The following is a 25566-nucleotide window of genomic DNA, read 5'->3' on the forward strand; positions in this document are numbered from 1 at the left end:
CCTCCTAGCTGTTCACATGTACCGTTTGTTGCACAAGTTGTTTGATCGCCTGAATCGGCAATTGTTCACGCTGTACGATCAGCGCACGTCCGAGGCGAAGCGCGTGACGTTTCACATCAAGTCGGCGCTCAAGCGGCAATTCGTCAACGTCTGCGACATGGGCTAAACCGATCGTTCGGCGAATGACTTCACAGCCAGCAAATCCAATCGCTTCGATCTTTGCATCGTGAAGCACGTCTTGAAGCACGCCAGAAATTTGCGCATACGGTTCATCGCTTTCACGCCAAAGTTCAGAAAATGTGCGAACAAACACGTCCCACGTTTTTTCGATATGATGAAAGAGCGGTTCGCGGTCACGTTCATCGCGAGCGAGAGCGTTTAACAGCAAATTAGCGAAAAATTGCCCAAGATCAAAGCCGATCGGACCGTAAAATGCAAATTCTGGGTCGATCACTTTCGTTTCATCATCGCTTGCAAAAATGCTTCCCGTATGTAAATCGCCATGAAGCAAGACGTCCGCTTTCGTTAAAAAGAGCCGTTTCAGTTTTGCGGTTTCGCATTTTAACACGTCATCTTGCCAAAGTTGCTCGACATCTGCGCGAAGTTCCGCTTCAAAGTTATTTGTGTCATGGTCAAAAAACGGGTCGGTCAATACGAGATCTTCTGTAATTTTACAAAGTTCAGGGTTTGTAAATTGTTGTGCGAGTTTCTTTTTTTGTTGTTGGTTCATGCCGAAATCAGACGTGTAAAACGCCGTTTTTGCGATAAATTCACCGATATGTTCCGAAAGTTTTGGAAACGTTTTTCCTTCGATCAGCCCGCGACGAGCAATTTGTAAATGTGATAAATCTTCCATCACCGTAATTGCTAAAGACTCATCAGAATAGTATACTTTCGGAACGTATTGAGGGACGTAGCTTGCGAATGTGCGCAACGCTTGGCTTTCGATCGTCGCTCGTTTTAACGTAAGCGGCCAGCTTTCGCCGACGACTTTCGCATACGGCAACGCTTGTTTGATGATGATGCTGTCGTTTGTGCGCTCGTTGACGATGCGAAACACGAGATTTAAGTTGCCATCGCCAATTTCTTGGCATGAAAGAAGCGCATCTTTCCCAAAAAGCCCTAACCGAACAGCAAGGGCGATCGCTTTTTGTTCTGTTAACGGTTCGTACATATGGATTCCTCCCTTAGCATAAATAAAAAACCTCTTTCGCTGAACGAAAGAGGTTTGAAGTTTGCTTCGCACCTCTTATCTCTCAGCCTATTGCTGCAAGAATTAGCACCGTGCGTTACCGCCGGTTGCCGGGCTTCATCGGGCTCGTCCCTCCACCTGCTCTTGATAAGAGTGTTTATCGTTATTTGAATGTTTTTAACAGTGAAAAAGTTTCGTGAATTCGCTTGATTCGAATCATACATCGCTTTATGCTCGTTTGTCAATCCTTTTTTTCAAAAATTTTATACACGTCTGGGCGACGATCAGCAAAAATCGGGATGCGCCCGCGCACATGTTGCACTTCACTTATGTCAATATTCGCCGAAATGATCGCTTCTTGTTCGTCCCCTTCAGCAAGAACATTTCCCCACGGATCGATGATCATCGAATGGCCAGCAAATGTGTTGTTCGGATCTTTTCCTGCGCGGTTGCAAGCGACGACGTAACATTGGTTTTCAATCGCTCTCGCCATTAACAACGTGCGCCAATGATGAAGGCGAGCGAGCGGCCACTCCGCGACGACAAATAGCACTTCGGCCCCGTGTAATGTATGAGCGCGAATCCATTCTGGAAAACGAATGTCATAACAAATGACGCCTGCGCACGTCGTGTGAGCAAGCTCGAATACACCTAACGTTTCGCCAGCTTGCAAATACGTATGTTCATCCATCAATTTGAACAAATGAAGTTTACTATATTCGCTGACGACATGACCATGTCGGTCGACGACATACATCGTATTCGTCATTTGTTTGTCCGTTTTTTTTGCTACCGATCCGCCGACAATATGCACATCGTACGTGCGCGCAAGCGAGGAAAGAAACGTTTTTGTATCTTCGCCGTTTTCGTCGGCGATGTCCGTTAATCTCGTTAAATCGTAGCCTGTCGTCCATAGTTCTGGCAAAACGACGACGTCGACGTCACGCGCCATTTGTTCCATGTAGCGCACGATCGTTTGTTTGTTTTTTTCAGGCGCTCCAAACGCAATGTCCATTTGTATGCAAGCAATGTTCATTTCATTCACCTCGAAAAATTTTCTTTACATTTTGATTTTTACGATATATGATACATGACTAGAATTTCAACCTTTTTGTGAAGTAGGTGTGCGAAAAATGAAAACATTTCCGCAATCGAACTTGTTACAACAACTACCGAAGCAATTTTTTGCTTCGCTCGTTCAAAAAGTGAATGCGGTCATTGCTGAAGGGCATGACGTCATTAATCTTGGGCAAGGAAATCCGGATCAGCCGACCCCTGCTCATATTGTAAACGCGATGCAACAGGCGGTAGCAAAGCCAGCGTATCATAAATATTCACCGTTTCGCGGGTATTCGTTTTTGAAAGAAGCCGTAGCGACGTTTTACAAACGGGAGTATGGGGTAACGGTTGATCCCGAAAAAGAAGTCGCCATTTTATTTGGTGGGAAAGCCGGGCTCGTTGAAATGCCGCTTTGTTTATTGAACCCCGGCGATGTCGTGCTCGTTCCCGATCCCGGTTATCCGGACTATTGGTCGGGCGTTGTGCTCGCGCGGGCGCGCATGGAAATGATGCCGCTGCGAGCGGAAAACGACTTTTTGCCCGATTATGAGGAGTTAAACGAAGACGTTGTCCGCGAAGCAAAACTCATGTTTTTAAACTATCCGAACAACCCGACAGGTGCGACAGCAACGGAATCGTTTTTTAAAAAAACCGTTTCGTTTGCTGAAACATACGGCATTGCCGTCGTACACGATTTTGCGTACGGGGCGATTGGTTTTGATGGGAAAAAGCCAATCAGCTTTTTACAAGTCGAAGGGGCGAAAGATGTCGGCATTGAAATTTATACGTTTTCGAAAACGTACAATATGGCAGGATGGCGCATCGGCTTTGCGGTCGGAAACGAAAGCATGATTGAAGCGATCAACGTTTTGCAAGATCATTTGTATGTGAGCATGTTCGGTGCCATTCAAGAAGCGGCAGCGGTCGCGCTTTTACAGTCGCAACAATGCGTCGAGGAGCTTGTCGCCACGTATGAAGCAAGACGGAATACGTTTATTCGCGCGTTAAACGACATCGGCTGGAACGTCCAAGCGCCAGCAGGCTCGTTTTTTGCGTGGCTTCCGGTGCCAAAAGGATATACGTCTGAGACGTTTGCCAATCTTTTGCTTGAACAAGCGCATGTCGCTGTTGCCCCAGGCATCGGCTTTGGTGAGCATGGGAAAGGATATGTGCGCACAGGGCTACTCACAAGCGAAGAACGGCTAAAAGAAGCGGCGGAACGAATCGGGAGGCTACAACTTTTTTAAAAAATCGTTGACAAAATGAAAGACTGCTGTCATAATTCGAATTAAATTTATGAAAAATGAACCATTTGAAAAATTCCATACATTGCGAATTCTTATCAAGAGTAGGCGGAGGGACGAGCCCGATGAAGCCCGGCAACCGACTTAACAAACGTTAAGCACGGTGCTAATTCTCGCAGCAGTAGGCTGAGAGATAAGAAGAGACGAACAATTAGCCTCTTCTTATGAAGAGGTTTTTTATTTGTAAAGGAGTGGCACGATGATTACAGCAACATATTTGATTCATGATGACAAAGATTTGGCGAAAAAAGCGGAAGGGATTGCGCTTGGGCTTACTATCGGGTCGTGGACCGATTTGCCGCAGCTTGAACAAGAGCAGTTGAAAAAACATAAAGGTGTTGTTGAGTCCATTGAACAGCTTGAGGAAGATGAGCGAGTCAATACGTATTTCGGGAAGCGATTGAAACGGGCGCTCGTGCGCATTTCATATCCGAGCGTTAATTTTAGTGCCGATTTTCCAGCGATTTTGACGACGACGTTTGGCAAATTGTCGTTGGATGGAACGATTAAACTCGTTGACCTGACGTTTTCTGACGAATTAAAACGAGCGTTTCCGGGTCCGCGCTTTGGCATTGACGGCATTCGTGAAAAGCTTGGCGTCTTTGACCGTCCGCTTGTCATGAGCATTTTTAAAGCGGTCATCGGACGCGATTTGCGATATGTGACCGAGCAATTAAAACTGCAAGCGCTCGGCGGTGTCGATCTCGTGAAAGACGATGAAATTTTGTTTGAAAACGACTTGACGCCGTTTGAAAAACGCATCGTCGCAGGAAAAGAAGCGTTACAAGACGTGTACGAACAAACAGGGCATCGGACGTTATATGCGGTGAACTTAACAGGAAAAACGTTTGAACTAAAAGAAAAAGCGAAGCGCGCAGCGGAGTTAGGCGCGGACGTGTTGTTGTTTAACGTGTTTACATACGGACTTGACGTGCTGCAAGCGCTTCGCGAAGACGATGACATTCGTTTGCCGATCATGGCGCATCCGTCATTTAGCGGCGCGATCGCTTCCTCGCACGTGTATGGAGTGAGCTATGCGCTTCTTCTTGGCAAACTATTGCGCATGGCAGGAGCGGATTTTTCGCTTTTCCCGTCTCCGTACGGAAGCGTGGCGCTTGAAAAACAACAGACGCTTGCGATTGCCGATGAACTGACGAAAGAAGAGCCGTTTGTTCGCGCGTTCCCTGTCCCATCCGCTGGCATTCATCCGGGGCTTGTGCCGCTTTTAATTCGCGACTTTGGCATCGATTGTGTCATTAACGCAGGCGGCGGGGTGCACGGTCATCCGGCCGGAGCGGTTGGAGGCGGTCAAGCGTTTCGTGCCGCAGTAGAAGCGGTGCTTTCAGGGCGTTCGCTTCATGACGCGGCAAAAGAAAACGAACCGTTACGACAAGCGCTTGATTTATGGGGGAGCGCATCATGAAGCCAGTCATTTTTTGCGACTTTGACGGGACGATTACGTTAAACGATAACATTATTGCGATTATGAAACAGTTCGCTCCACCGGAGTGGGAAGCGATCAAAGACGATATACTTGCACAAAGATGTTCCGTACAACAAGGCGTCGGGCGCATGTTTTCTCTTTTACCGTCGTCATTGAAAGAACAAATCGTGCAATTTTTGCTTGACAACGCCCGCATTCGCGACGGATTTTCGGAGTTTGTCGCATTTACGAAACAAAAACACATTCCGCTTTATATCGTCAGCGGCGGCATCGACTTTTTCGTTTATCCGTTGTTAGACGGTTTGATTGAAAAAGAACGCATTTTTTGCAATCGCGCGGACTTTCGCGGTGAAACGATTCAAATTACGTGGCCGTATGCGTGCGATGAACATTGTCAAAATGAATGCGGCTGTTGCAAGCCGTCTCTTCTTCGTAAACTCGCGCCAAAAGGAGCGAAAACGATTGTGATTGGCGATTCGATTACGGATTTAGCGGCGGCAAAATTAGCGGATCATGTCATCGCCCGCGACTTTTTGCTTGAAAAATGCCGTGAGCTTCACTTACCGCATACGCCGTTTGCGACGTTTTATGATGTCATCAATGCGTTAAAAGAAAGCGAGGTGGTCGCATGAGGCAAAAAAAATGGGAAGAGCTTGCCGAGGTGAAACGGGAGCTAGCGGCGCGCGATTGGTTTATGGGAACAAGCGGCAATTTGTCGCTCAAAGTGAGCGATGAGCCGCTCACGTTTCTTGTGACTGCAAGCGGCAAAGATAAACGAAAAGAAACGGCAGAAGATTTTTTACTCGTCGGTGCGGACGGACAGCCAGCGGAAGCGACGTCTCTTAAACCGTCAGCGGAGACGCTTCTTCACGTCCACATTTACAACAAAACGAACGCCGGCTGCGTCTTGCATGTGCATACCGTTGACAACAACGTCATTTCGGAATGGTACGGCGATGAAGGGGAAGTCGTCTTTACAAATCAAGAAATTATTAAAGCGTTCGGATTATGGGAAGAAGATGCGGTATTTCGCATTCCGATTATTCCGAATTTCGCACATATTCCGACGTTGGCGAAGGAATTTGCGAAACATGTGCATGAAAGCACAGGGGCGGTACTTATTCGCAATCACGGCATTACCGTTTGGGGAAAAGATGCGTTTGAAGCGAAAAAATGGCTAGAAGCATGCGAGTTTTTATGTCAGTACCACGTCAAATTATTACTTTTAAAACGATAAGGGGGAAGAAATATGGCAGTCATTAAAGTGCGCAACACAGGTGAAGTCATTGAAGGAAAGGAAAACGTCGCTGCGTTTTTAAATCAACAAGGGGTATTATACGAACGTTGGGATGCAAGTAAACTTCCAGCGCATCTTCAAAACAAATTTGTATTAACAGACGAAGAAAAAGCGGACATTTTAACAGCGTTTCAATCGGAAATTGAAGATTTAGCGAAGCGAAGAGGCTATCAAGCGTGGGATGTTGTCGCCCTATGCGAACAAACACCAAATTTAGAAGAGCTATTGAAAAAATTTGAACAAGTGCATACGCACACGGAAGATGAAGTGCGTGCAATCGTCGCAGGGCACGGCATTTTCGTTATTAAAGGGGACGAAAAAACAGGATATTTTGACGTACAACTCGAAGCAGGAGACGTCATTTCTGTGCCAGAAGGAAATCCGCATTTCTTTACATTAATGGACGATCGCCAAGTCGTTGCGGTTCGTTTATTTATCGATCCATCCGGCTGGGTTGCCCATCCATATGAAGAAAAAGAAGGGGAATAACGCCCCTTCTATTTTTTTGTAAACAATATGACGCCTGCAATGGTAACAAATGAACCGATCCATTGTGGTGGCGTTAACGTTTCCCCAAGAAGTATGTATGCAAACAAGGCAGTAAAAAGCGGATTAAAATTTAAAAACATGCCCGCTGTCGTCGCACCAACTCGTTTGACGCCGACGTTCCAAAGAAACATCGCGAGCACTGTCGCCCCAACGCTCGTATATAAAAGCGCAAGCAAAAAGGAGACGTTCACATCATGAACGGAAAAAGAAGAAAGAAACGGCAACAATCCGATGACGCCAAATACGCCAGACCAAAACGTCGCCGCAAGCGGAGAGTACGATGTCATCACCGCTTTGGCGCAGGATGAATAAACGCCCCAAATGATGACCGCTCCGATCATCCATACATCGCCGATGTTTACATCCGCTAAACGATGCAGTTGCCCGTGCGTCATGACGATGAGCACACCGATGAGCGAAACGACCATCGCCACCCATTGCCGAAGCGTCAGTTTGTCACGATAGACGACGTATGCAACGAGCGCAATCGCCATCGGGTTTAGCGTTGAAATTAAACCGACATGATCCGCTGATGTGTAGCGAAGCGCTTGAAACATAAATACGTTAAACAACACGACGCCCGACATCCCCATCGCAATCAAAGGAACGATGCCGCGCGTTTGAAGACGGACGGATCGTTCTTTTTTTAACACGATCGGAAATAAAAAAAGGACGGCGATCGTCCAGCGAATAAACGTCAGCGTGAGCGGGGAGGCGTGGGCGACAAGCAATTTGCTTGCGACAAAGTTTCCTCCCCATAATGCGCTTGTCAATAAAAGAAGCATATAATATTTCGACATGTGGATCATCCTTTAAAATGTTTCAATTAAAAATACCATCACTAATAGTCCGATAATAAAAGAATACGTTGACGATTGTTCATTCCCATCACCATGGCTTTCAGGAATTAACTCTTTATAAATAATAAACAACATCGCTCCAGCGGCAAACGCTAATCCGTACGGGACGAGCGCATCGACGACCGACGTTAAATAAAAGCCGATGACGGAAGCGACAAGTTCAATCAGTCCTGTCCCTGTTGCCATCAAAAACGCTTTTCCTTTTGAAATTTGTTGATTAAATAAAAAAAGCGCAACGAGCAATCCTTCAGGCGCGTTTTGGAAGCCGATCGCAAGCGCAATTAAATCACCCATATGGTTTTGTTCGCCGGAAGCGTAACTCACGCCGACAGATAGTCCTTCTGGGATGTTATGAAGCGTAATCGCCGCAAGCACAAGCAACGCTTTTTGGTCAATTTTTATGCCGCTTTCGGTATGCGCTAAGTCGATGTGGGGGACGATTTTTTCAAGAAACGTTAACGCGAGCACACCGACGCACAATCCAACGGCTAAGGCAAAAAACGTTCCGGAAGAAAGCGCTTCTGGAATGAGTCCAAGCATGGATGCCGCCATCATAACACCAGCCGTAAAAGCGAGCAACATGTCGCGCCATTTGTGTGTTAACGAGCGCGACAAAAATAAAATCGGGACAGCGCCAGCTCCTGTGGCAAGTGCAGATAGCGTGCTTCCGATCAGCATGTCAACCATAATCACCCTCCTAACGGAAAACGAACGGTAATCGTCGTTCCTTTCTTTTCTATACTATGAATGTCAATCGTCCCTTCGTGCATGTCTATAATGCGTTTACATATGACGAGCCCAAGTCCTGTGCCTGTTTGCTTAGACGTGACAAACGGTTGGAATAGCTTGTCGCTCACATGTTTCGGAATGCCGCACCCTGTATCTTTGACGCGCAATATGCCGAAGCTTCCTTGTTTTTCAAGAGAAATCGTTAGCTCGCCACCGTGCGGCATCGCTTCTATCGCATTTTTTGCTAAATTTAAGACGACTTGTTTTAAATGGTCTTTTGAACAACGAATCGGAAGCGGTACATCGGCGCGTTGAAACGAATAAATAACATTATGTAAGTGTGCTTGCGACTCGATCATCGGGTGAATGCTTTGGACGATATGATTTAAATCGCATATTTCAAGCTTTTGTACCGTCGGTTTGCCGAGAATTAAAAATTCGTTGACGATATCGTTAATGCGTGTGATTTCGTTTTGAATGACAGAAAAATAAAGTTGCGATTCGTTATCTTTATGTTTTTCACTTAATAATTGAATAAACCCTTTAATGCCAGCAAGCGGGTTGCGAATTTCGTGTGCCGTGCTTGCGGCGAGTGTTCCAATGAGCTCAAGCTTTTGCGCTTCCGTTTCCATTCGTTCGACGATCGTTTGCCGTTTTAATAGCGAATATTGAATGAACAACCAAATAATATGGATGGGATGATCACAATAAGCGACAAGATATAAGGAAGGGAAGCTTGTATATTTTGTTTCATATTTACGCGCGGCACGTTCGCTTCAATCGTCCACGGTGCGTGATTTAAATGGACGCTTACTTTTTGTTGTGATGCTTGACGTTTGTTTGTCGCAAGAAGAAGCGTTCCGTGTTCATCGTATAAGCGAAAGGATGCGTTTGGATCAATGATTTTCATGCGATGTTTCATGTACGCTGTGCGCAATTTTGCAACGAGAAAGCCAGCCGTTTGATTTGTTTGTTCATCGATAATTGGCGTGACGATCGTCGTCGTCTGATGGGTATCGATCATCGTTTGTTTCGTTATTTTTGCTATGTACATCGTGGAACTTGTCATGTCGGAAACGAACGAGATGCGTTCAAAGCGAACGTCTTGTTTTTGCATTTGTTGCAATATGTCGTTTATTTCTTCCTTTTTTAATGTCGCGATATGTTTGCCCATGACAATCGCTAACGTTTCTAGCCGAGCCGTCGTCTCCGCAAGAAAACGGTCAAGGTCATTTTTATGTATATTCGCAAACGTTCGCGTTTCTTCAAGCAGTTGTTGTTGCTGCTGTTCGTCTTGCCAAAGCACAATCCATGCGCTCCCAACAAAGCACGGCAAAATAACAAGCGAGACGTACAACAACCACCGTCTCATTTTCTCTCTCCCCATATGTACTCCCTCGACAAAACGAAATTCAAGGAATATTATAACATAAACATGTGAAAAAAGGCTGAAAAAATCATTAGTGTAAGAAGGGGATTTTTGCTCGGGCAGGAAGGACGAAAACGAAAGATGTCGAAATATGTTCTGTAAATGATAGAGGACGAAAAATAAAAAAGACCAAGGGAGTTACCTTAGTCATTAGAAAAACATATGTAGTCGAATAGATTTCAGTCGCCCCTTGGGACGAGCTACTTTCTATTCTACAGCACGCTAGTCGTTCCAAGGAACGAGTAACGTACTGTACTTAGAGGATATTACATAACTATATTGTTATCAAGGGAGAATGAACCAGATGGAAAGAGAAGTATTGAATATAGAAATGATGCATATTTTTTTGGATGAAAGTGGGACAAAAAAGGATAAACCTACGTTAATGGCAGGATTATTAATTCCATCAAAAATATATAATACTTTCGAATTTGTGGAACTCAATCGGAAACTTCAAAACAAAGAATTTGCTTCCCTTCATTGGACAGATTATACCGGATATCCAAAGATGAGGAACGATATTCTTGAAGTATTTCATGTTTTTTCAAAATATGCTTTGTTTACTAAGTTTAATGTGATTAATTACAATGCGAATCCGCTTGATATACCCCCCCCGCCGAAATGACGGGGGATTTGTTATGCTGACTGTTTTTGTTTGTTCGTTTCGTCGCTTTGTTGTTTGACAACAAGCGGATAAAAAAGCAAGCTGCTTGCCAGCAAGGCGATGCCGAGTAAAAATGTTTTCATATCGGCCGTTCCTGCTTTCACAAGCCAAATGGAGTAAATAGTCGCAAGCACGGCGATCGTTCCGTCTGTCATTCGTTCTTGCATCGTACGATACGTCTCTCCTGTCCAAACGAGCTTCAATTGGAAGACGGATGCGATGACGTACGGAACGAGATACGATAATGTCGCAATGTAAATGACGAAATCGAACGCTGCCGCCATCGAGTTTGAAATCGTTGAAAAAATGAATAGTTGCGCAATCATATTCGAGACGATTAAAGAAAAGCGCGGCATTCCGTTTTTATTTTCTTGCAAAAAGGTGCGCATAAACAATCCTTGTTTTGCAGCTTGGTACGGCACTTCTGCACTTAAAAAAATCCAGCCAAGCGTCGAACCGATTAAGCTAATTAAACCGAGCCCTGCAAGCAGTTGCGATCCGATCGGTCCTAACACTGTTCCGATCGCATCGACGAGCGGTTTTTCTGACTGCATAAGCGCTTCTTGTTTTAATAATCCCATGACGAGTACGCTAATGCCGATGTAAATCGCTAAGGCGATAAATAAACCGACAATTGTCGCGCGTTTCACATCGCTTTGTTTGCGCGCGCGAGAAGCGAAGACGATCGCAGATTCAATGCCGATAAACGCCCAAAGCGTGCTTAATGCGACGTTGTTGATTTGCGAAAGAAGTCCGAGCGTATGACCTGCTTCATCGTAACGCGGAGCAACAAACGGTTGGATATAGCTTTTTTCAAAGGCGAACAGCCCGATGACGATGAATAAGAAAAAGCCAAGCACTTTCGTTGCGGTGGCAACAAAGTTTAATTTTCCAGCGTTTTCTGCTCCTTGTAAAATAATTGTATGCATCATCCATAAAAGCGCCGTACAAACGAGAAACGTCAGCAAATTGCCGAGCTTTAATGTAAATGAACCGACGGAAAAGATGACATGTCCGCTCGTTAAAATAGGGAAAAACGTTGATAAGTAACTAGCAAACGTCGTAATAATGGCGACGTTTCCAGCGACGTTTCCGATCCAATATCCCCAAGATGACATAAAACCGGATAAGATCGACGCATTTGAACCTTTCGGAAACAGCTCTTTCGCATAAATTTGCGGTCCGCCGTTTAATTCTGGTTTTCGAATCGCTAAATTACCAAAAATGATCGCAATCATTAACACCCCAGCCCCCGTCAACAGCCAGCCAAGCAACACGCCAGCAGGGCTTGCCGCCTCCGCAAGCGAACGAGGAAGCATAAAAATACCAGATCCGACCATGTTGCCGACAACGAGCGCGGTCAATACCCAAAAGCCGAGTTTTTGTTGTTTCATGTTTTTCATCCTTTCGTTCATAAAATATACGGTGCGTACGGTAGAGCGCTGTTGTCGTGCACTTTTTTCAAATAAAAAAGTGCACCCTAAGTTTTCAACGGGTGCACAATATATGACACATCCGCATCAAACTTAAGATCGATAGCTCTCCACCGCATGCGCGATGACAGTCCTGCACCTATTCGGCAACAGGCCCAGCTTATAGCGCCAGAGCACGCTATAAACTTCGGCGACAAATCCTTTCATCTCACTTCAGCGACGTCTCTGCGTCTCCATGAAACTACTATTATTTGCCGCGACCTCTATCTCATCTTAGTTGACGAGAAAGATTTCGTATGCAATTGACGTTACTATCGTACAAAAATCTTTTTATTTCGTCAATGAAAAATTTTTCGCACATATGTACAAGAAGGAAGTGGAACGTATATAATGAAAGTGAGTACTCACTCACTATTATGAAAGCGAGGGAACATGATGGCGATTCAATTGCAACATGTCAGTAAACAGTTTCATAAAAAAGAAGTCATTCATGACGTGTCACTTGAAGTGAATGCCGGAGAAATTTTCGGCATACTTGGCCCGTCCGGAGCGGGGAAAACGACGCTCGTCAAAATGATCGCAGGCATTGATATGGCGACAGAAGGGACGATTCATGTGCTCGGTGCGCGCATGCCGAATTTGCAAACGATGGCGCGCCTCGGTTTTATGGCACAATCTGATGCGCTATATGGCGAGTTAACGGCGCTTGAAAACTTAGACTTTTTCGCATCGATTTATAGATTAAAAGGAAAAAAGAAAAAAGAGCGCATCGAAGACGTGTTGCAGCTTGTGAACTTAACGAATGATATGAAAAAAGCGGTTCATCAATATTCTGGGGGAATGAAACGCCGTCTTTCGCTAGCGGCCGCGCTTCTCCACGAACCAGAAGTGCTTATTTTAGACGAGCCGACCGTCGGGATCGATCCGCTTCTTCGTCAAGCGATTTGGGAAGAACTTGAACGCATTCGCGAACGAGGAACGACGATCGTTGTGACGACGCACGTCATGGACGAAGCAGAAAAATGTATGCGGCTGGCGATGATTCGCAACGGACGGTTAATTGCCGTCGGCAGCCCAGACGAATTAAAGAAACAAACAGGCACAACGACGTTAGAACGCGCATTTTTACATTTTGGGGGGGCATATGCATGAGAATTCAAGCGATTGTCGTCCGCATTATTCGTCAGTTTTTTCGCGATAAACGAACGCTTGCGTTAATGATTGTCGCACCGATGTTTGTCATGTTTTTAATGGACTTAGTGTTTAACGGAGAACAATATGAACCGCATATCGCGGTTGATGCAAACGTGCCACATCCGTTTCAAGACGCATTAAAAAAAGCGGATGCGCATGTGACGACGATGACAAAAGCGAAGGCGATGAACGAACTAGATGAGCAACAAATTGATGCGTTTATTGAAATGAAGGAAGCCGCTTTCCGTCTGACGCTCGAAGGAAGCGATCCGTCCATCAGCAAAACGGTGCTCATGACGGTGCAAAAAGCAGCACAAACGCTCATACCGCCGACGAAACAGCCATTTACGATCGACACCGTATATGTGCACGGTTCAGAAAACATGGCGTTATTTGACAATTTCGGTCCGGTATTAATTGGCTTTTTCATTTTCTTTTTCGTCTTTTTAATTGCAGGGGTGTCGTTTTTGCGCGAGCGAACGAGTGGCACGCTTGAGCGGTTGCTCGCGACGCCGTTAAAGCGATGGGAAATTGTAATCGGTTACGTCATCGGCTTTGGCATATTTACAACGATTCAAGCAAGTCTTATTTCATCGTTTGCGATTTATATATTAGACATGATGATGGAAGGTTCGATTTTCTATGTGTTGCTCATTACGTTTTTGTTAGCGATGACGGCGCTCACGTTAGGGACGTTATTATCCGCCTTTGCGAACAACGAATTGCAAATGATTCAATTTATTCCGCTCGTCGTCGTTCCACAAGTCTTTTTTTCAGGGCTGTTTCATTTAGAAACGATGGAGCCTTGGCTTCGTTCCGTTAGCTTCGCCATGCCGTTATATTACGGGGCTGATGCGTTAAGAGAAATTATGATTCGCGGGAAAGGGTTTGAGGCGATCGCCTTCGACGTATACGTTTTGATTAGCTTTTCTCTTTTATTTATGATATTAAATGTATTAGCATTAAAGAAATATCGAAAGTTGTGAGGGTATGATGGACGAACGACAACAGTTGTTTCATTTATTAAACGTCGATGGACAGCAGTTAAGCGAAAAACAAATGAAAATTTTACAAGCGGCCATTGACATGTTTGCAGAAAAAGGATATGCAGCGACGTCGACGAGCGAAATTGCGAAGCGGGCAGGGGTAGCGGAAGGAACGATTTTCCGCCATTACAAAACGAAAAAAGATTTGTTGTTGGCGATCGTCAAACCGACGTTATTTCAATCGGTTGCCCCGTTTTTAGCGAAAGAGTTTGTGAAAGACGTATTTGAAAACGAATATGAACATTATGAGCAATTTGTGCGCGCCGTTTTTCAAAACCGATATGAATTTGTCAAAACGTATTTGCCCGCGATTCGTGTCTTTTGGCAAGAAATGGCGTTTCACGATGACATTAAAGCGCAGTTTCAAACGATTTTTATCAATCATGTGTACGAAAAGTTTAAACAAATTGTCGAGCATTTTCAACAAAAAGGGGAGCTTGCTCCACTTCCGCCGGAGACGATTATTCGTTTGACGATTACGACAATTGCGGGGTTTTTATTGACGCGCTTTCTCGTCATGCCCGACTATCCGTGGGATGATGAACGAGAGATGGAGCGGACGATTCAGTTTTTGATGAATGGACTAAAAGCCTAATCCATGTGCGGATTAGGCTTTTTCATGTTTCACAACGATGCGATCGTCTTCTACATCAATGTGGATCGTACGCACGTTTTCCTCATCGAGCAACACGTCAGCAATTTGGTCTTCGACATGTTCTTGTATGACGCGGCGGAGTGGACGGGCGCCAAATGTCGGATGATAACCAAGTTCAGCTAATTTTTCTTTCGCTTTGTCGCTCATTGTAACAGCTACATGTTGTTCAGAAAGCGTGCGTTGCAATTCAGCGAACATGAGGTCAACAATTTGCAACATGTGCGCTTTTTCAAGCGGTTTAAATTCGATGATCGCGTCGAGACGGTTTAAAAATTCCGGTTTGAAGTATAGGCTGAGACGTTGGAGCAAGTCGCCTTCGCCATTCGTCCCTGCGTTTGATGTCATAATGATGACTGTATCTTTAAAGCTGACGGTACGACCTTGGCTATCTGTTAAACGACCGTCTTCTAAAATTTGCAAAAACATATGTTGTACGTCCGGATGCGCTTTTTCCATTTCATCAAGCAAAATGATGCTGTAAGGATTGCGGCGCACTTTTTCCGTTAATTGACCGGCTTCTTCATGACCAACGTAGCCAGGAGGTGCACCGATGAGTTTGGCGACTGCATGTTTTTCCATATATTCGCTCATGTCTAAGCGAATCATCGCATCTTTAGAACCGAACAATTGTTCAGCAAGCGTCTTCGACAATTCTGTTTTACCGACGCCAGTCGGACCGACGAATAAGAACGAACCGATCGGACGGTTTTTCGCTTTTAAGCCGGCGCGACTTCTGCGAATCGCTTTAGCGATTTTTTTCACCGCTTCTTCTTGACCGATGACTTTTTTCGCTAAGTTTTCTTCTAAATGTTTCATTTTTGCTTGTTCATCGTCTTGTAGTTTGCCGACTGGGATGCCTGTTTTTTCTTCAATGATTTGTTGAATGTGCATGACGTCTACAACAGGTGGCTCAGCTTGTCCGTTTTGTTTTAATTGTTTTTCAAGCTGCAATTCTTCTGTGCGCAATTTGGCAGCGAGTTCGTAATTTTCTTCTTGCGCTGCTTTTTCTTTTTCTTTTCTTAATTGTTCGAGACGTTGTTCGATTGCTTCTTTATTTGTCGGTGTCGCTTTTAAGCTTACTTTTGAACCCGCTTCGTCTAACAAGTCAATCGCTTTATCAGGAAGGAAGCGATCTTGAATGTAGCGATGCGACAATGTGACGCATGCATGAATCGCTTCATCTGTATATTTGACTTGATGGAATTGTTCGTATTTTGGCTGAATGCCTTTTAAAATATCAATCGCTTGTTCAATTGTCGGTTCATGAACGATGACCGGTTGGAAGCGACGTTCAAGCGCTGCATCTTTTTCAATTTGACGATATTCTTTTAACGTTGTTGCGCCGATGATTTGCAATTCTCCGCGAGCAAGCGTCGGTTTTAATATGTTGCTTGCGTCCATCGAACCTTCTGCCGATCCGGCACCGACAAGTAAATGAATTTCATCGATGAATAAAATGACATTTTTCCGTTGCTGTAATTCAGCAATGAGTTGTTTCATTCGCTCTTCAAATTGACCGCGAATGCCTGTGTTTGCGACTAAGGAAGCGACATCGAGCACGTACACTTCTTTGTTTAATAATTTTGTTGGAACAGATCCTTCGACGATTTTAAGCGCTAATCCTTCGACGATCGCCGTTTTACCAACGCCCGGTTCACCGATTAACACCGGATTGTTTTTATTGCGACGATTTAAAATTTCAATGACGCGTTCAATTTCTTTATCGCGTCCGATGACAGGATCGATCAATCCTGCTTTCGCTAATTGCGTTAAGTTGCGACCGAATTGGTCAAGCAATCCGTTTCGTTTCGGTTGTTGTTCTTGTTGTTGGGCGTGGGAAACAGTTTGTTCAGCAAGCGGTGCGAAGAAGTTGGAGAACAATTGATCGAAACGATCGAAGTGGAATCCTGCTGGCACTTTTAATTGTTGTTTTTGTTTTGCATAGCACGCCTCGCAAAGGTGCAATTGTTGTTTTTCGTTGTTTACTTGCACATGTAAAAAGATGTTTGCTTCATTTTGTTTACATACTTGGCACATCATAGGCACCAACCTCCTTTTTGACTTTGACTATATTTGACCTTTCTGTCTTTATTATAATTTGACCTTTTTTGACTTTCAAGACCTTTTTTAAAAAAAAATAAAAAATTTTTTCGAGATGAAAAAAACTGCCGCAATGGGCAGTTACATGAGTTTCGTCAATTTATCTGTAATTTTCACCATATGTTGTTGTACTTGATGAAGTTCGTCGATCGCTTCGGCGCTATCGTTTATTTTTTCCGCCACTTCTTGAAGCATATGAACCATCTCTAACACCGAGCTTGTAATATGATTAAGCTGTTCGGAAATGTCTTCAGCGGAATGTTTGCTTTTTTCCGCCATTTTGCGCACTTCTTCTGCGACGATCGCAAAGCCGCGACCGTGTTCGCCAGCGCGAGCCGCTTCGATGGCAGCGTTTAATCCGAGCAAATTCGATTGCATCGCGATGTCTTTTACGAACGAAATGACGCCTTGAATTTCCTCTGTGCTTTTGCTTACTGTTTCCGCTTTCTCGCTCAACTGTTTGACGTGATTGTTGATTAAGCGGGCCGTTTGTTGAATATCGCTCGTGCTCGCGTTCATTTCTTCAAGTAAACTTGCAAACTCTTCATTTAACGTCTGGTGACGGTCGGTGACATCGGTGGCGAGTTTAAAGATCGCTTGCACTTGCCCTTGTTCGTCTAATACCGGAGCGTAGAGCGCCTCAAGCCATATATGTTTGCCGTCGCGTGTGACGCGTTGCACCGTTCCGTAAAACGGCTGTTTGTTTTTTAGGCGATCCCAAAATTGTGTATACTCGTAGCTGTTTGTGTATTCTGGAAGACAAAATTGACGGTGGGATAAACCGAGCAATTGTTGCTCCGTGTAGCCCATCGCTTGAAGAAACGCATCGTTTGCCCATAATACTGTCGTATCTGGGCGAAATAAAATGACCGCAAATGAGCGGGACATCGATTCAAATAGACGCTCTAAATCGATCGGGATGGAACTCACTTTCATTTGTTTGCCTCCTTTCACTTATCATGTATACATTGTACTATGATTCAACATATAACGGCAATTGAACGTACACGGTCGTTCCTTTTCCTTGTTCGCTTTCAAAGCGAATCGATCCTCCGTGTAGTTTTACAATTTGCTTGACGATTGCAATGCCGAGCCCTGTGCCGCCATGTTCGCGCGAGCGGGAGCGGTCCGCTCTGAAAAATCGTTCGCCTAATCGTTCGATGTCTTGTTTCGACATTCCTTGTCCTGAATCGGAAATAACGAGCTCGCACATCGGATGTTTGTTTACGGTGCGTAACGATATGTTGCCGCTAGAAGGGGTGTAGCGCAACGCATTATCAAGCAAGTTTTGCAACACTTGTTCGATGCGATCCGGATCGCCATCGACGACTAAATCATGGTCGACATCGAGAGAAAGATGGATGCCTTTTTCTTGCAAGAGCGGCTCGTATTTTTCCATCGTTTCTTCGATAAGCTGTGCGATTGAAAACGGCGTGCGCACGAGCGGATATGTGCCTTCTAGTTGCGCCAAATCGAGCAAATCGCGCACAAGACGTTGCATGCGGCTCGCTTCACGGTGAATGAGTTTCATATATTTTTTTTGTTGTTGTTCGTCTTTTACCACGCCGTCTAATAACGCTTCACTATATCCTTTTACATAGCTTAACGGCGTGCGCAATTCGTGGGAAACGTTCGCTAAAAATTCTTTTTTTCGTTCATCTTCTTTGGCGAGCGCATGCGCCATTTGATTGAACGCCTTCGCTAATTGTCCGATTTCATCTTCCGTTTCAACATTCACGTGGACGGAAAAATCGCCTTGTGAAACGCGATAGGCCGCTTGTTGCATATGTTGCAACGGTTTTGTGAAATGCATCGCAATTTTTCGCCCGACAAATACCGTAATGAATAAAAAAAGGCTGCCGCCGATCATGACGAACGTTTGAATGCGCTCGAGCACATCTTCAATAGATGCGAGCGGAACGTACAAATATAAAATGCCCATGAGGCGATGTTCGTCTAATAGCGGAATGATGATGCCGACAATTTGACGGTCAAACGTTTGTTCATATCCTTTTTTCGTCACTGTTTTCCCGGCAAGTAGTTGTTGCCGTTCGGCTTCGCTAATAATGGAGTGATGATCGACTTCAAACGGCAAGCATGCGCTTAATTCACGCGGATTGTTGACAAGCACAATTTCTGTATCGGATATGTCATTGATGAAGGAAACGGTGTCGCGAAACGAGTCTGTCAGCGCACCACCTTCATATTTTGCGGCGATGTTCATTCCTTCTTGCAATAAACGTTGTTCGACGTTTGAAATATAAATGTTTTCATATATATAAACAGCAACCGTATATAAAAGCAACACCGCCAGCACTAAAAAAGCGCTAATCGTCAGCCAAAGCTTTTGTTGTAAGGAAAGAGAATTAAACCGTTTCATCAAATTTATATCCCACTCCCCATACGGTTTGGATGAGTTGCCCTGCTTCGCCTAATTTAATGCGCAACGTTTTAATATGTGTATCGACCGTGCGCGTGCTGCCGACGTAATGAATGCCCCAGACGCGATCTAACAGCTGTTCACGCGTAAATACTTGACCACGATGTTTTAAAAACAAGACGAGCAATTCAAATTCTTTTAACGTTAACAAAACAGGTTTTCCGTTGACCGTGACTTTTCGCGCTTTTTCATCGACAACGATCGGACCTGCTTCATATTGCGGAGCGGCGTCAGCTCCTTTCGTTCGTCGAAGTACAGCATGAACGCGCGCCACGACTTCATTCGGGCTAAACGGTTTTACGATGTAGTCGTCTGCGCCAATTTTCAGCCCATATACACGATCCCATTCATCGCTTCGTGCCGTTAAAAAAATGATCGGCACTTGCGAACGCTCGCGCACGTGCATGCAAAAACGATAGCCGTCGAGCTTCGGCATCATAATATCAAGTAAAATTAAATCGACATGTCTTCGTCCGAATTGTGTAAGCCCTGCTTCGCCGTCGTCCGCTTCAATGCACGTAAATCCTTCTGGCTCTAAATATAGGCGCAGCAATTCACGCATCTCTTTTTCATCGTCAATAATTAAAATCGTTGCCACGTTTATTCCCCCTTCGCATCACGGAAAAAGATGTAAAACGGTCCGTGTCCAACAGAAACAGTATTTGTTTGCTTGAATGTTTTTTCATCAACAAAAAGTAGTTCGTTGCTGTCGTAGCTTGCGATGACGAGATCGCTTTTCGCCTTTGTCATCGCAAACGGATTGGCACCAATATTCAGCTCGCGAATCAATCGTTTTGTGTCTCGATCAAATGCGTATAACATGTTCGATCCGTGACAAAGAACGTATATCGCTTCGTTCGTTTGAGCGAATTGAGTTGGCATCGTTTCTGCTTTTACACGTGTGATGAGACGCCCATCGACAAGCGAATGGACGTATGCTTCTTGTTGAATCGTTGCTCCGCTGCCATGCCCGCCAACCCATAGTTCATTCGTTTCAGGAACGACGAAGCCGCTGACGGCGGAATCGAGCGTATCGACCGTTCGTGTCACTCGTTTTGTCGTCTTGTCAATAAACGAGATGGCGCCATTTTTAAAATGAATAATAATCCATTGGTCATGCTTATCGTCTTCTATTACTGAAAAAGGGGACGGCGGAGTTGCGATCACATCTTTCACTTTTCCATCAAACGTCATGATTGACACCGTTCCTTTTTTTTCGTTGACGACGAGCAAGTCACGCTCAGTGACGAGCATATCTGTGACCCCTTTGTCTACGCTCCATCGCTTCGCTTCTCTTCCGGTCGATAACGTATAGGCGATCATTTCATCCATGTCTTGTCCGAATAAAACGATCGTATCTCCGTCCGGAAGAAGCGCGGCTTTTGTGATCGGTTTTTTCACTTGCCATGTTGTTATGACCTGTTTCGTGTTATAATCAATAAATGACAAGCTTTGTTCTTTTATATTCACGACGCCAATGACCGCCTCGTCCCGTTTGATCGGGGTGTACGTTTGTGATGTGCAGCTCGTTAATAACATTACGATCATCAGCCAAAAAAAGAAACGAACACGCATCGCACAAATCCTCCATCGCATTTTAATACTATTGTAGCAAATAGTTGTGAATATTTTGTGAAACTATTGTAACACGGAAGGGGATTCAAATGAAAAAATGGTTGTTGTTGTTTTCATTCATGTTGCTTGTTGTCGCCGGTTGTGCCAATCATACGGAAGAAGAAGATTTGGCGTATTTAGACGTCAAAATGGCGGTCGAAGAAAAGCTTCCGGCTAATCAAGAAGTCGAGCTCGCATGTTTAGTAACATATGGCGATGAAAAAGTAACGGATGCATCAGAAGTGAAATTTGAAGTATGGAAACATGGTACAGAAGACCGACAAATGATTGAAGGAAAACATGTCGGCGACGGAAAATATGTCGCGCGCTATACGTTCGCAGCGAAAGGAACGTATTCCGTTGTGGCGCATGTGACGGCAAAAAATATGCATAATATGCCAAAAATCGATGTAGTGGTAGAATAAACGGCGGAAAATATTCGCCGTTTTTTTTCATATATATAGAAAAAATGGACGAGTGGGGGAGAGCGTATGTGTATGCGGGCGGTTCAAATTGCGTTTGTATATGTCGGAACGGTCGTTGGGGCTGGATTTGCGACCGGAAAAGAAATTGTGCAATTTTTTACGCAATACGGTGCGATTGGGTTTGTAACCATTGCGGCGAGCGGGGGGCTATTTATTTTTTTCGGGACGCGTTTAATGATGATGGCTGCTCGGCTTCATGCCCGTTCATATGAGCAGTTGAATAGTTATTTGTTTGGAAAATTCGGTTTTCTCGTCAATATATTTATGTTTATTGTGTTATTTAGCGTGACATCGGTCATGTTGTCAGGGGCGGGGGCGGTGTTTGAAGAACAGCTTCATATGCCGGCATACGTCGGCCTTGTGCTCACGATCATTCTTGCGTTTGTGACGATGTTATTTGGCTTAAACGGCATTTTAAGCGTCAATATGATTGTCGTGCCGATGATGGTGATATTTAGTTTATGTATTGCGGTGATGAACGGAAGCGACGTCGTATGGACGAAGCCGTCGCTTGCTGCTTTTTTTTCTCCGTTTTCGTATGTGGCTTTTAATTTAGCGATGGCGCAAGTCGTTCTCGTTCCGCTTGCAACGGAAGTAAAAGATGAAAAAACGATTCGTCTCGGCGGTTGGCTCGGCGGCCTGTTGCTTATGTTTATTTTATTTAGCAGTCATGTTGCTCTTTCGTTGTTGCCGCAGTTGTCATCTTACAGCATTCCGATGGCGGAAGTAGTGAAACGTTCGCTTGCTTCGTTTTACGGGTTATACGTCGCCATCATTTATGGGGAAATTTTCACCTCGTTTATTGCAGGGGTATTCGGATTGCATCGAAAATTGGCGCTTTTTTTTCGCCAGCCTTTCTTTGTTCTCGTTGCGCTTTTGCTGGCGATGTATGCGTTTAGTTTAGTCGGATATGATGCGCTTCTTACTGTATTGTATCCTTTATTTGGATATATGAGCATCATTTTTATTTTCTTGCTATTCTATCGAAAAATGCCTAGCTAGAAAAAAAGAAGTGTAGTACATTGAATGTGAGGAGGTGAATTCATGCGGAAAACGGTCATCGCAATGTTCGTTTTACTTGTTTTCTTTACGCTTGAAACGTTCCATCTCATTCAATGGTACAATGCAAATGTATGGGCGCTTATTGTTTTTTCTTTTGGACTTATCGTTCATATATATGTGTTTAAGCGCGGTGTACGTGAGCATGACGCATTTCTTTTATTGCCAGCAGCCATTGCGTTATGGATGGGAGTTTTTTCATTATTTTTGCTTCATGGTGGAACGATGTACGTGTTGGCGTTTACGATCGGTTTATTTGAGTGGTGGCTATTTAGCAAGGAGCAGTGGCTAGAAACACCGCTTCTCTTTTGTTTCGGATGTAGCGTTGTAGCTAGTTTAGAAGAAGGACATATGCTTTTGGTGCTTTTTGTTTTAACGATCGGTATGGGAGCGTACGCATATCACACAAAAAGGGAGCGAGCCAATGCACATTAGGCTCGCTTTTCTATTTTATTCCAAATCGATGTAAAATTTGTTTTAGTTGATACACTTCCTCCGCCAATACCGCCGCTTCTTTTGCGAGTTGGTGGACGCTCATCGCTTGTTGTTCCAGTCCGCTTGCTGTTTCGTGAACGACTTTTGTAAAGTCGTTGGCGATCGTATAAATATCTGCAATTGCTTCGTGTAGTTCGTTTCCTTCTTTTGTCGTTTGTTGCATGAGCGTTCGGTTTCGTTGGCTTAGCGCGTTTAGCTCATGTGACATCGTTTGAAAATACGCAATACTGTCGGTCAGTTTTGTTAAGGAAGCGGTCGTTTCGTCGATCGTATTCGCTTGTTTCGTGACCGCATGTGCGACGTTTGATAGTTGATTGTACGTATTCGCAAGGGATGATAAAATTTCATGTGCGAAAGCGTTCGTATGTTCCGCAAGTTTCCGCACTTCTGAGGCGACGACAGCAAATCCTTTTCCAGCTTCTCCCGCTCGTGCCGCTTCAATGGAAGCGTTTAACGCTAACATGTTCGTTTGTTCTGCAATTGCCGTAATGGCGGACACTTTTTGGATGAGCGCATCCGCTTCTTTCGCGACCGTTTGAATTTGTTTGGCGGTGTCGTTCATTTGTTGTTTTGTGTCGTTCATTTGTTGTTCGATAGCTTGCATATGGGTATATCCTGTTTGGGCGGATTGAAATGTCGTTTGCGCCCGTTCGACGACTTGTTCAATATCTGTTTGGACGGTACGCATGTAATCAAGCATCGTTTGAATGCGCTGTTTCGCTTCATCGACAAACGTCGTTTGTTTTTGCGCCCCTTCACGAAACGTTTCCATTGTTGCGGATACTTCATCGAACGCCTCGGCAATTCGTTTCGCTTCTTCTTTTTGTTCGTGGCTCACTTGCTCAACAGAGTAGGTTGCCTTTGCGATTTGTTGTAAAATCATGCGCAAGCCGAGAATTACTTTGTTAATTTCATAGCCAATTTGATGAAAAGCGTTGCGCTTTCCGACCGTTTTCACTTCGGTATGAAGCTGTCCGGATGAGACGGCACGAGTGACATGATACCACGCGTGCAGTCGATTGATGATCGTGCGGTAAAATGAAAAAGAAACGAGAAAGCTGATGAAACCGGTGACGCTTGTCAGAAGCAACGTTTGTTTGACCGGTAGATGCATTATAAACGCAACAATAAAAAGAGCGATAACGGGCAATAAGACGATCGTGCTAAACCACATTTCTATATACGGCTGATGGATGAGGCGTCCCATGCGCAAATTAAAGCGCTTTCCATTTTGTTCGAAAAGTGGACATGACGCATCGATGAGCACTTCACCTGTATTTCGTTTATACAGTTGCAACAGTGGAGCAGTTGTTTTCGCAGATTTTTTTCCTACTTCGTCGTCAAATACCATCCCTTCGCGCAAACGGTTCGTATGCACAACACCTTTTCCGTCTTCATCGACGATGACGAAATATTCATCGCGTTCGAGATGGCGGTCTAATACGTCGCGCAACGAATCGAGTTGTTGAGCGAGCGGTTCATCTAATCGCATCGTTCGTTTTACTTCTTTCGCTACTCGTTGTACTTTTTGTAGTGCTTTTTTCGCTTGTTTCGATTGCAACAAAGTTCTCTCCCCCTTTTCCCCTTATTTCAAATATACACAATTTTCAGATGATGAAAAAGACATAAAAAAGGAAAATGAACAAATGATAAAAAGGGAGGTGAGACGAATGACCCAATCGAAAAGACAAAAAGAGCGACAATGGACCGTACGAAAGCAAGCACAAAATGAACCGCACGGGAAAGTGAAGTCGTTTGAACAACTAGCAAAAGAAGAAAAATAAATGGAAAAGGCTGTCCAAAAGAAGTTTGTGACAGCCTTTTATCTCGAAAGATAAGAAAGTATAAAATTTGGAGTTGATGTCTAGCTCCAAGCGCCATCGGCTTGAGTCGCTCCGCCCCACACTGCGGCGGCAACAGCCTCCTCGGTGGGGCTTGTGCGCTCTTCGCCGATAGGCGGGCGCTTTGCGCTTTTCTTATTATCTTGCTTTTAACGCACGAATTTCGTTTTCATGTACAAGTGACCGAAGCGCAAGTGACTGAATAGCAAGTTCATGTCGCGCTTGGGTCGCGATGACATCATCTAGTTTTTGGGACATTTCAGCGAGGTTTTGCTTGATCGTTGATATTTCATTTACTGCTTCTAATGTTTCTAGTACGGCTTGTTTAATGAGAGGAATGTCTGCGACGTCATCTTTTGTCGCCATACGTTGTTCAATGCTAATGATGTCATCTTTTGTCGCCATACGTTGTTCAATGCTAATGATGTCATCTTTTGTCGCCATCGTTTGCTCGATGTGCTCGATGCGCTTGTCCATGGTAGCGATATCGTCTTTTGTGGCCATACGCTGTTCAATGCTAATGATGTCATCTTTTGTCGCCATCGTTTGTTCGATGTGCTCGATGCGCTTGTCCATGGCAGCGATATCGTCTTTTGTGGCCATACGCTGTTCAATGCTAATGATGTCATCTTTTGTCGCCATCGTTTGTTCGATGTGCTCGATGCGCTTGTCCATGG

The 25566-nt window shown here is 44.6% G+C and carries 27 protein-coding genes and 3 riboswitches; of the genes, 13 read left to right on the forward strand and 14 right to left on the reverse strand.

What is annotated here, in order from left to right:
* Positions 1-4: 4 nt before the first annotated feature.
* The gene (gene mtnK, locus HNR63_RS03805; protein WP_181519827.1) at positions 5-1174 is read right to left on the reverse strand and encodes an S-methyl-5-thioribose kinase; all 1170 of its coding nucleotides are present in this window, start codon (positions 1172-1174) and stop codon (positions 5-7) included.
* A 72-nt stretch (positions 1175-1246) separates the two neighbouring features.
* A riboswitch (SAM riboswitch) is annotated at positions 1247-1346 on the reverse strand.
* 87 nt (positions 1347-1433) lie between these two features.
* Positions 1434-2228 carry a carbon-nitrogen family hydrolase gene (locus HNR63_RS03810; RefSeq protein WP_181519828.1) on the reverse strand — a complete coding sequence of 265 codons (795 nt, stop codon included), beginning with the start codon at positions 2226-2228 and terminating at the stop codon, positions 1434-1436.
* Positions 2229-2325: 97 nt separating this feature from the next.
* Here HNR63_RS03810 and HNR63_RS03815 point away from each other — a divergent pair, with 97 nt between their 5' ends.
* The 5 genes from HNR63_RS03815 (at position 2326) to HNR63_RS03835 (ending at position 6785) form a co-directional block, all read left to right on the forward strand.
* On the forward strand, positions 2326-3498 hold the full coding sequence (locus tag HNR63_RS03815; RefSeq protein ID WP_181519829.1) for a pyridoxal phosphate-dependent aminotransferase: 1173 nt from the start codon (positions 2326-2328) through the stop codon (positions 3496-3498).
* A gap of 89 nt (positions 3499-3587) precedes the next feature.
* A riboswitch (SAM riboswitch) is annotated at positions 3588-3695 on the forward strand.
* Between the two features lie 59 nt (positions 3696-3754).
* A complete protein-coding gene (mtnW, locus tag HNR63_RS03820; protein WP_181519830.1) occupies positions 3755-4978 on the forward strand; it encodes a 2,3-diketo-5-methylthiopentyl-1-phosphate enolase in 1224 nt (407 codons plus the stop codon).
* The gene (locus HNR63_RS03825) at positions 4975-5631 is read left to right on the forward strand and encodes a 2-hydroxy-3-keto-5-methylthiopentenyl-1-phosphate phosphatase (RefSeq protein WP_181519831.1); all 657 of its coding nucleotides are present in this window, start codon (positions 4975-4977) and stop codon (positions 5629-5631) included. Before mtnW ends, HNR63_RS03825 begins: the two co-directional genes overlap by 4 nt.
* Complete coding sequence (locus HNR63_RS03830; protein ID WP_181519832.1) at positions 5628-6236, forward strand: methylthioribulose 1-phosphate dehydratase; 609 nt, start codon at positions 5628-5630, stop codon at positions 6234-6236. The genes HNR63_RS03825 and HNR63_RS03830 overlap by 4 nt, the downstream gene beginning before the upstream one ends.
* A 12-nt stretch (positions 6237-6248) precedes the next feature.
* Positions 6249-6785 (forward strand): 1,2-dihydroxy-3-keto-5-methylthiopentene dioxygenase, encoded by a 537-nt coding sequence (locus tag HNR63_RS03835; RefSeq protein WP_181519833.1) that lies wholly within the window; start codon positions 6249-6251, stop codon positions 6783-6785.
* An 8-nt stretch (positions 6786-6793) separates the two neighbouring features.
* Here the strand turns inward: HNR63_RS03835 and HNR63_RS03840 are convergent, their stop codons facing one another.
* The 4 genes from HNR63_RS03840 to HNR63_RS13835 are packed head-to-tail and all read right to left on the reverse strand — an operon-like array spanning position 6794 to position 9806.
* Complete coding sequence (locus HNR63_RS03840; protein ID WP_181519834.1) at positions 6794-7645, reverse strand: DMT family transporter; 852 nt, start codon at positions 7643-7645, stop codon at positions 6794-6796.
* A 12-nt stretch (positions 7646-7657) separates the two neighbouring features.
* On the reverse strand, positions 7658-8392 hold the full coding sequence (locus tag HNR63_RS03845) for a ZIP family metal transporter (protein ID WP_181519835.1): 735 nt from the start codon (positions 8390-8392) through the stop codon (positions 7658-7660).
* A 2-nt stretch (positions 8393-8394) separates the two neighbouring features.
* Positions 8395-9114 (reverse strand): ATP-binding protein, encoded by a 720-nt coding sequence (locus HNR63_RS13830; protein WP_246316723.1) that lies wholly within the window; start codon positions 9112-9114, stop codon positions 8395-8397.
* On the reverse strand, positions 9090-9806 hold the full coding sequence (locus HNR63_RS13835; protein ID WP_246316724.1) for a hypothetical protein: 717 nt from the start codon (positions 9804-9806) through the stop codon (positions 9090-9092). The genes HNR63_RS13830 and HNR63_RS13835 overlap by 25 nt, the downstream gene beginning before the upstream one ends.
* Before the next feature lie 361 nt (positions 9807-10167).
* Between HNR63_RS13835 and HNR63_RS03855 the strand changes: the two genes are divergently transcribed.
* Positions 10168-10488: a hypothetical protein gene (locus HNR63_RS03855; RefSeq protein WP_085788449.1), complete on the forward strand. Its 321-nt coding sequence runs from the start codon at positions 10168-10170 to the stop codon at positions 10486-10488.
* Between the two features lie 11 nt (positions 10489-10499).
* Here the strand turns inward: HNR63_RS03855 and HNR63_RS03860 are convergent, their stop codons facing one another.
* Positions 10500-11921 carry an amino acid permease gene (locus HNR63_RS03860; protein ID WP_181519836.1) on the reverse strand — a complete coding sequence of 474 codons (1422 nt, stop codon included), beginning with the start codon at positions 11919-11921 and terminating at the stop codon, positions 10500-10502.
* Positions 11922-12055: 134 nt separating this feature from the next.
* Positions 12056-12234: riboswitch (Lysine riboswitch) on the reverse strand.
* Between the two features lie 161 nt (positions 12235-12395).
* Between HNR63_RS03860 and HNR63_RS03865 the strand changes: the two genes are divergently transcribed.
* The 3 genes from HNR63_RS03865 to HNR63_RS03875 are packed head-to-tail and all read left to right on the forward strand — an operon-like array spanning position 12396 to position 14795.
* Positions 12396-13112, forward strand: a complete 717-nt coding sequence (locus HNR63_RS03865) for an ABC transporter ATP-binding protein (protein ID WP_181519917.1) — start codon at positions 12396-12398, stop codon at positions 13110-13112.
* On the forward strand, positions 13109-14140 hold the full coding sequence (locus HNR63_RS03870; protein WP_181519837.1) for an ABC transporter permease: 1032 nt from the start codon (positions 13109-13111) through the stop codon (positions 14138-14140). Before HNR63_RS03865 ends, HNR63_RS03870 begins: the two co-directional genes overlap by 4 nt.
* 7 nt (positions 14141-14147) lie before the next feature.
* Positions 14148-14795, forward strand: coding sequence for a TetR/AcrR family transcriptional regulator (locus HNR63_RS03875; protein WP_181519918.1), 648 nt, complete (start codon positions 14148-14150; stop codon positions 14793-14795).
* Positions 14796-14807: 12 nt separating this feature from the next.
* Here the strand turns inward: HNR63_RS03875 and HNR63_RS03880 are convergent, their stop codons facing one another.
* The 5 genes from HNR63_RS03880 to HNR63_RS03900 form a co-directional block, all read right to left on the reverse strand.
* The gene (locus HNR63_RS03880; RefSeq protein WP_181519838.1) at positions 14808-16895 is read right to left on the reverse strand and encodes an ATP-dependent Clp protease ATP-binding subunit; all 2088 of its coding nucleotides are present in this window, start codon (positions 16893-16895) and stop codon (positions 14808-14810) included.
* Positions 16896-17036: 141 nt separating this feature from the next.
* Complete coding sequence (locus HNR63_RS13895; protein ID WP_181519839.1) at positions 17037-17891, reverse strand: methyl-accepting chemotaxis protein; 855 nt, start codon at positions 17889-17891, stop codon at positions 17037-17039.
* A gap of 37 nt (positions 17892-17928) precedes the next feature.
* Positions 17929-19335 carry a sensor histidine kinase gene (locus HNR63_RS03890; RefSeq protein ID WP_181519840.1) on the reverse strand — a complete coding sequence of 469 codons (1407 nt, stop codon included), beginning with the start codon at positions 19333-19335 and terminating at the stop codon, positions 17929-17931.
* Positions 19322-19993 (reverse strand): response regulator transcription factor, encoded by a 672-nt coding sequence (locus HNR63_RS03895; RefSeq protein ID WP_181519841.1) that lies wholly within the window; start codon positions 19991-19993, stop codon positions 19322-19324. Before HNR63_RS03895 ends, HNR63_RS03890 begins: the two co-directional genes overlap by 14 nt.
* A gap of 2 nt (positions 19994-19995) precedes the next feature.
* Positions 19996-20970 (reverse strand): YncE family protein, encoded by a 975-nt coding sequence (locus HNR63_RS03900; RefSeq protein ID WP_181519842.1) that lies wholly within the window; start codon positions 20968-20970, stop codon positions 19996-19998.
* A gap of 89 nt (positions 20971-21059) precedes the next feature.
* Here HNR63_RS03900 and HNR63_RS03905 point away from each other — a divergent pair, with 89 nt between their 5' ends.
* From HNR63_RS03905 to HNR63_RS03915, 3 genes are all read left to right on the forward strand, one after another.
* Positions 21060-21434, forward strand: coding sequence for a FixH family protein (locus HNR63_RS03905; RefSeq protein ID WP_181519843.1), 375 nt, complete (start codon positions 21060-21062; stop codon positions 21432-21434).
* 66 nt (positions 21435-21500) lie between these two features.
* A complete protein-coding gene (locus HNR63_RS03910) occupies positions 21501-22496 on the forward strand; it encodes a YkvI family membrane protein (protein ID WP_181519844.1) in 996 nt (331 codons plus the stop codon).
* Positions 22497-22538: 42 nt separating this feature from the next.
* Positions 22539-22988, forward strand: a complete 450-nt coding sequence (locus HNR63_RS03915; protein WP_181519845.1) for a hypothetical protein — start codon at positions 22539-22541, stop codon at positions 22986-22988.
* 10 nt (positions 22989-22998) lie between these two features.
* On the opposite strand, the gene HNR63_RS03920 is transcribed toward HNR63_RS03915, so the two are convergent.
* Complete coding sequence (locus HNR63_RS03920; protein ID WP_181519846.1) at positions 22999-24612, reverse strand: methyl-accepting chemotaxis protein; 1614 nt, start codon at positions 24610-24612, stop codon at positions 22999-23001.
* Positions 24613-24718: 106 nt separating this feature from the next.
* On the opposite strand from HNR63_RS03920, the gene HNR63_RS13780 reads away from it, so the two are divergent.
* Complete coding sequence (locus HNR63_RS13780; RefSeq protein WP_003396753.1) at positions 24719-24832, forward strand: DUF6254 family protein; 114 nt, start codon at positions 24719-24721, stop codon at positions 24830-24832.
* 195 nt (positions 24833-25027) lie between these two features.
* On the opposite strand, the gene HNR63_RS03925 is transcribed toward HNR63_RS13780, so the two are convergent.
* Complete coding sequence (locus tag HNR63_RS03925; RefSeq protein ID WP_181519847.1) at positions 25028-25564, reverse strand: hypothetical protein; 537 nt, start codon at positions 25562-25564, stop codon at positions 25028-25030.
* Positions 25565-25566: the final 2 nt, after the last annotated feature.

Source organism: Anoxybacillus ayderensis, from assembly GCF_013761015.1.
GTDB classification, from domain to species: domain Bacteria; phylum Bacillota; class Bacilli; order Bacillales; family Anoxybacillaceae; genus Anoxybacillus; species Anoxybacillus ayderensis.

Bases quoted from the DNA above. Each gene is read 5' to 3' on its own strand.
- HNR63_RS03815 (WP_181519829.1), top strand. From the start codon at position 2,326: ATGAAAACATTTCCGCAATCGAACTTGTTACAACAACTACCGAAGCAA.
- HNR63_RS03860 (WP_181519836.1), bottom strand. From the start codon at position 11,921: ATGAAACAACAAAAACTCGGCTTTTGGGTATTGACCGCGCTCGTTGTC.
- HNR63_RS03840 (WP_181519834.1), bottom strand. From the start codon at position 7,645: ATGTCGAAATATTATATGCTTCTTTTATTGACAAGCGCATTATGGGGA.
- HNR63_RS03830 (WP_181519832.1), top strand. From the start codon at position 5,628: ATGAGGCAAAAAAAATGGGAAGAGCTTGCCGAGGTGAAACGGGAGCTA.
- HNR63_RS03875 (WP_181519918.1), top strand. From the start codon at position 14,148: ATGGACGAACGACAACAGTTGTTTCATTTATTAAACGTCGATGGACAG.
- HNR63_RS03825 (WP_181519831.1), top strand. From the start codon at position 4,975: ATGAAGCCAGTCATTTTTTGCGACTTTGACGGGACGATTACGTTAAAC.
- mtnK (WP_181519827.1), bottom strand. From the start codon at position 1,174: ATGTACGAACCGTTAACAGAACAAAAAGCGATCGCCCTTGCTGTTCGG.
- HNR63_RS03925 (WP_181519847.1), bottom strand. From the start codon at position 25,564: ATGGACAAGCGCATCGAGCACATCGAACAAACGATGGCGACAAAAGAT.
- HNR63_RS03845 (WP_181519835.1), bottom strand. From the start codon at position 8,392: ATGGTTGACATGCTGATCGGAAGCACGCTATCTGCACTTGCCACAGGA.
- HNR63_RS03870 (WP_181519837.1), top strand. From the start codon at position 13,109: ATGAGAATTCAAGCGATTGTCGTCCGCATTATTCGTCAGTTTTTTCGC.
- HNR63_RS03855 (WP_085788449.1), top strand. From the start codon at position 10,168: ATGGAAAGAGAAGTATTGAATATAGAAATGATGCATATTTTTTTGGAT.
- HNR63_RS13835 (WP_246316724.1), bottom strand. From the start codon at position 9,806: ATGAGACGGTGGTTGTTGTACGTCTCGCTTGTTATTTTGCCGTGCTTT.
- HNR63_RS03905 (WP_181519843.1), top strand. From the start codon at position 21,060: ATGAAAAAATGGTTGTTGTTGTTTTCATTCATGTTGCTTGTTGTCGCC.
- HNR63_RS03835 (WP_181519833.1), top strand. From the start codon at position 6,249: ATGGCAGTCATTAAAGTGCGCAACACAGGTGAAGTCATTGAAGGAAAG.
- HNR63_RS13895 (WP_181519839.1), bottom strand. From the start codon at position 17,891: ATGAAAGTGAGTTCCATCCCGATCGATTTAGAGCGTCTATTTGAATCG.
- mtnW (WP_181519830.1), top strand. From the start codon at position 3,755: ATGATTACAGCAACATATTTGATTCATGATGACAAAGATTTGGCGAAA.
- HNR63_RS03865 (WP_181519917.1), top strand. From the start codon at position 12,396: ATGGCGATTCAATTGCAACATGTCAGTAAACAGTTTCATAAAAAAGAA.
- HNR63_RS03880 (WP_181519838.1), bottom strand. From the start codon at position 16,895: ATGATGTGCCAAGTATGTAAACAAAATGAAGCAAACATCTTTTTACAT.
- HNR63_RS03900 (WP_181519842.1), bottom strand. From the start codon at position 20,970: ATGCGTGTTCGTTTCTTTTTTTGGCTGATGATCGTAATGTTATTAACG.
- HNR63_RS03915 (WP_181519845.1), top strand. From the start codon at position 22,539: ATGCGGAAAACGGTCATCGCAATGTTCGTTTTACTTGTTTTCTTTACG.
- HNR63_RS03890 (WP_181519840.1), bottom strand. From the start codon at position 19,335: ATGAAACGGTTTAATTCTCTTTCCTTACAACAAAAGCTTTGGCTGACG.
- HNR63_RS03910 (WP_181519844.1), top strand. From the start codon at position 21,501: ATGTGTATGCGGGCGGTTCAAATTGCGTTTGTATATGTCGGAACGGTC.
- HNR63_RS03810 (WP_181519828.1), bottom strand. From the start codon at position 2,228: ATGAACATTGCTTGCATACAAATGGACATTGCGTTTGGAGCGCCTGAA.
- HNR63_RS13780 (WP_003396753.1), top strand. From the start codon at position 24,719: ATGACCCAATCGAAAAGACAAAAAGAGCGACAATGGACCGTACGAAAG.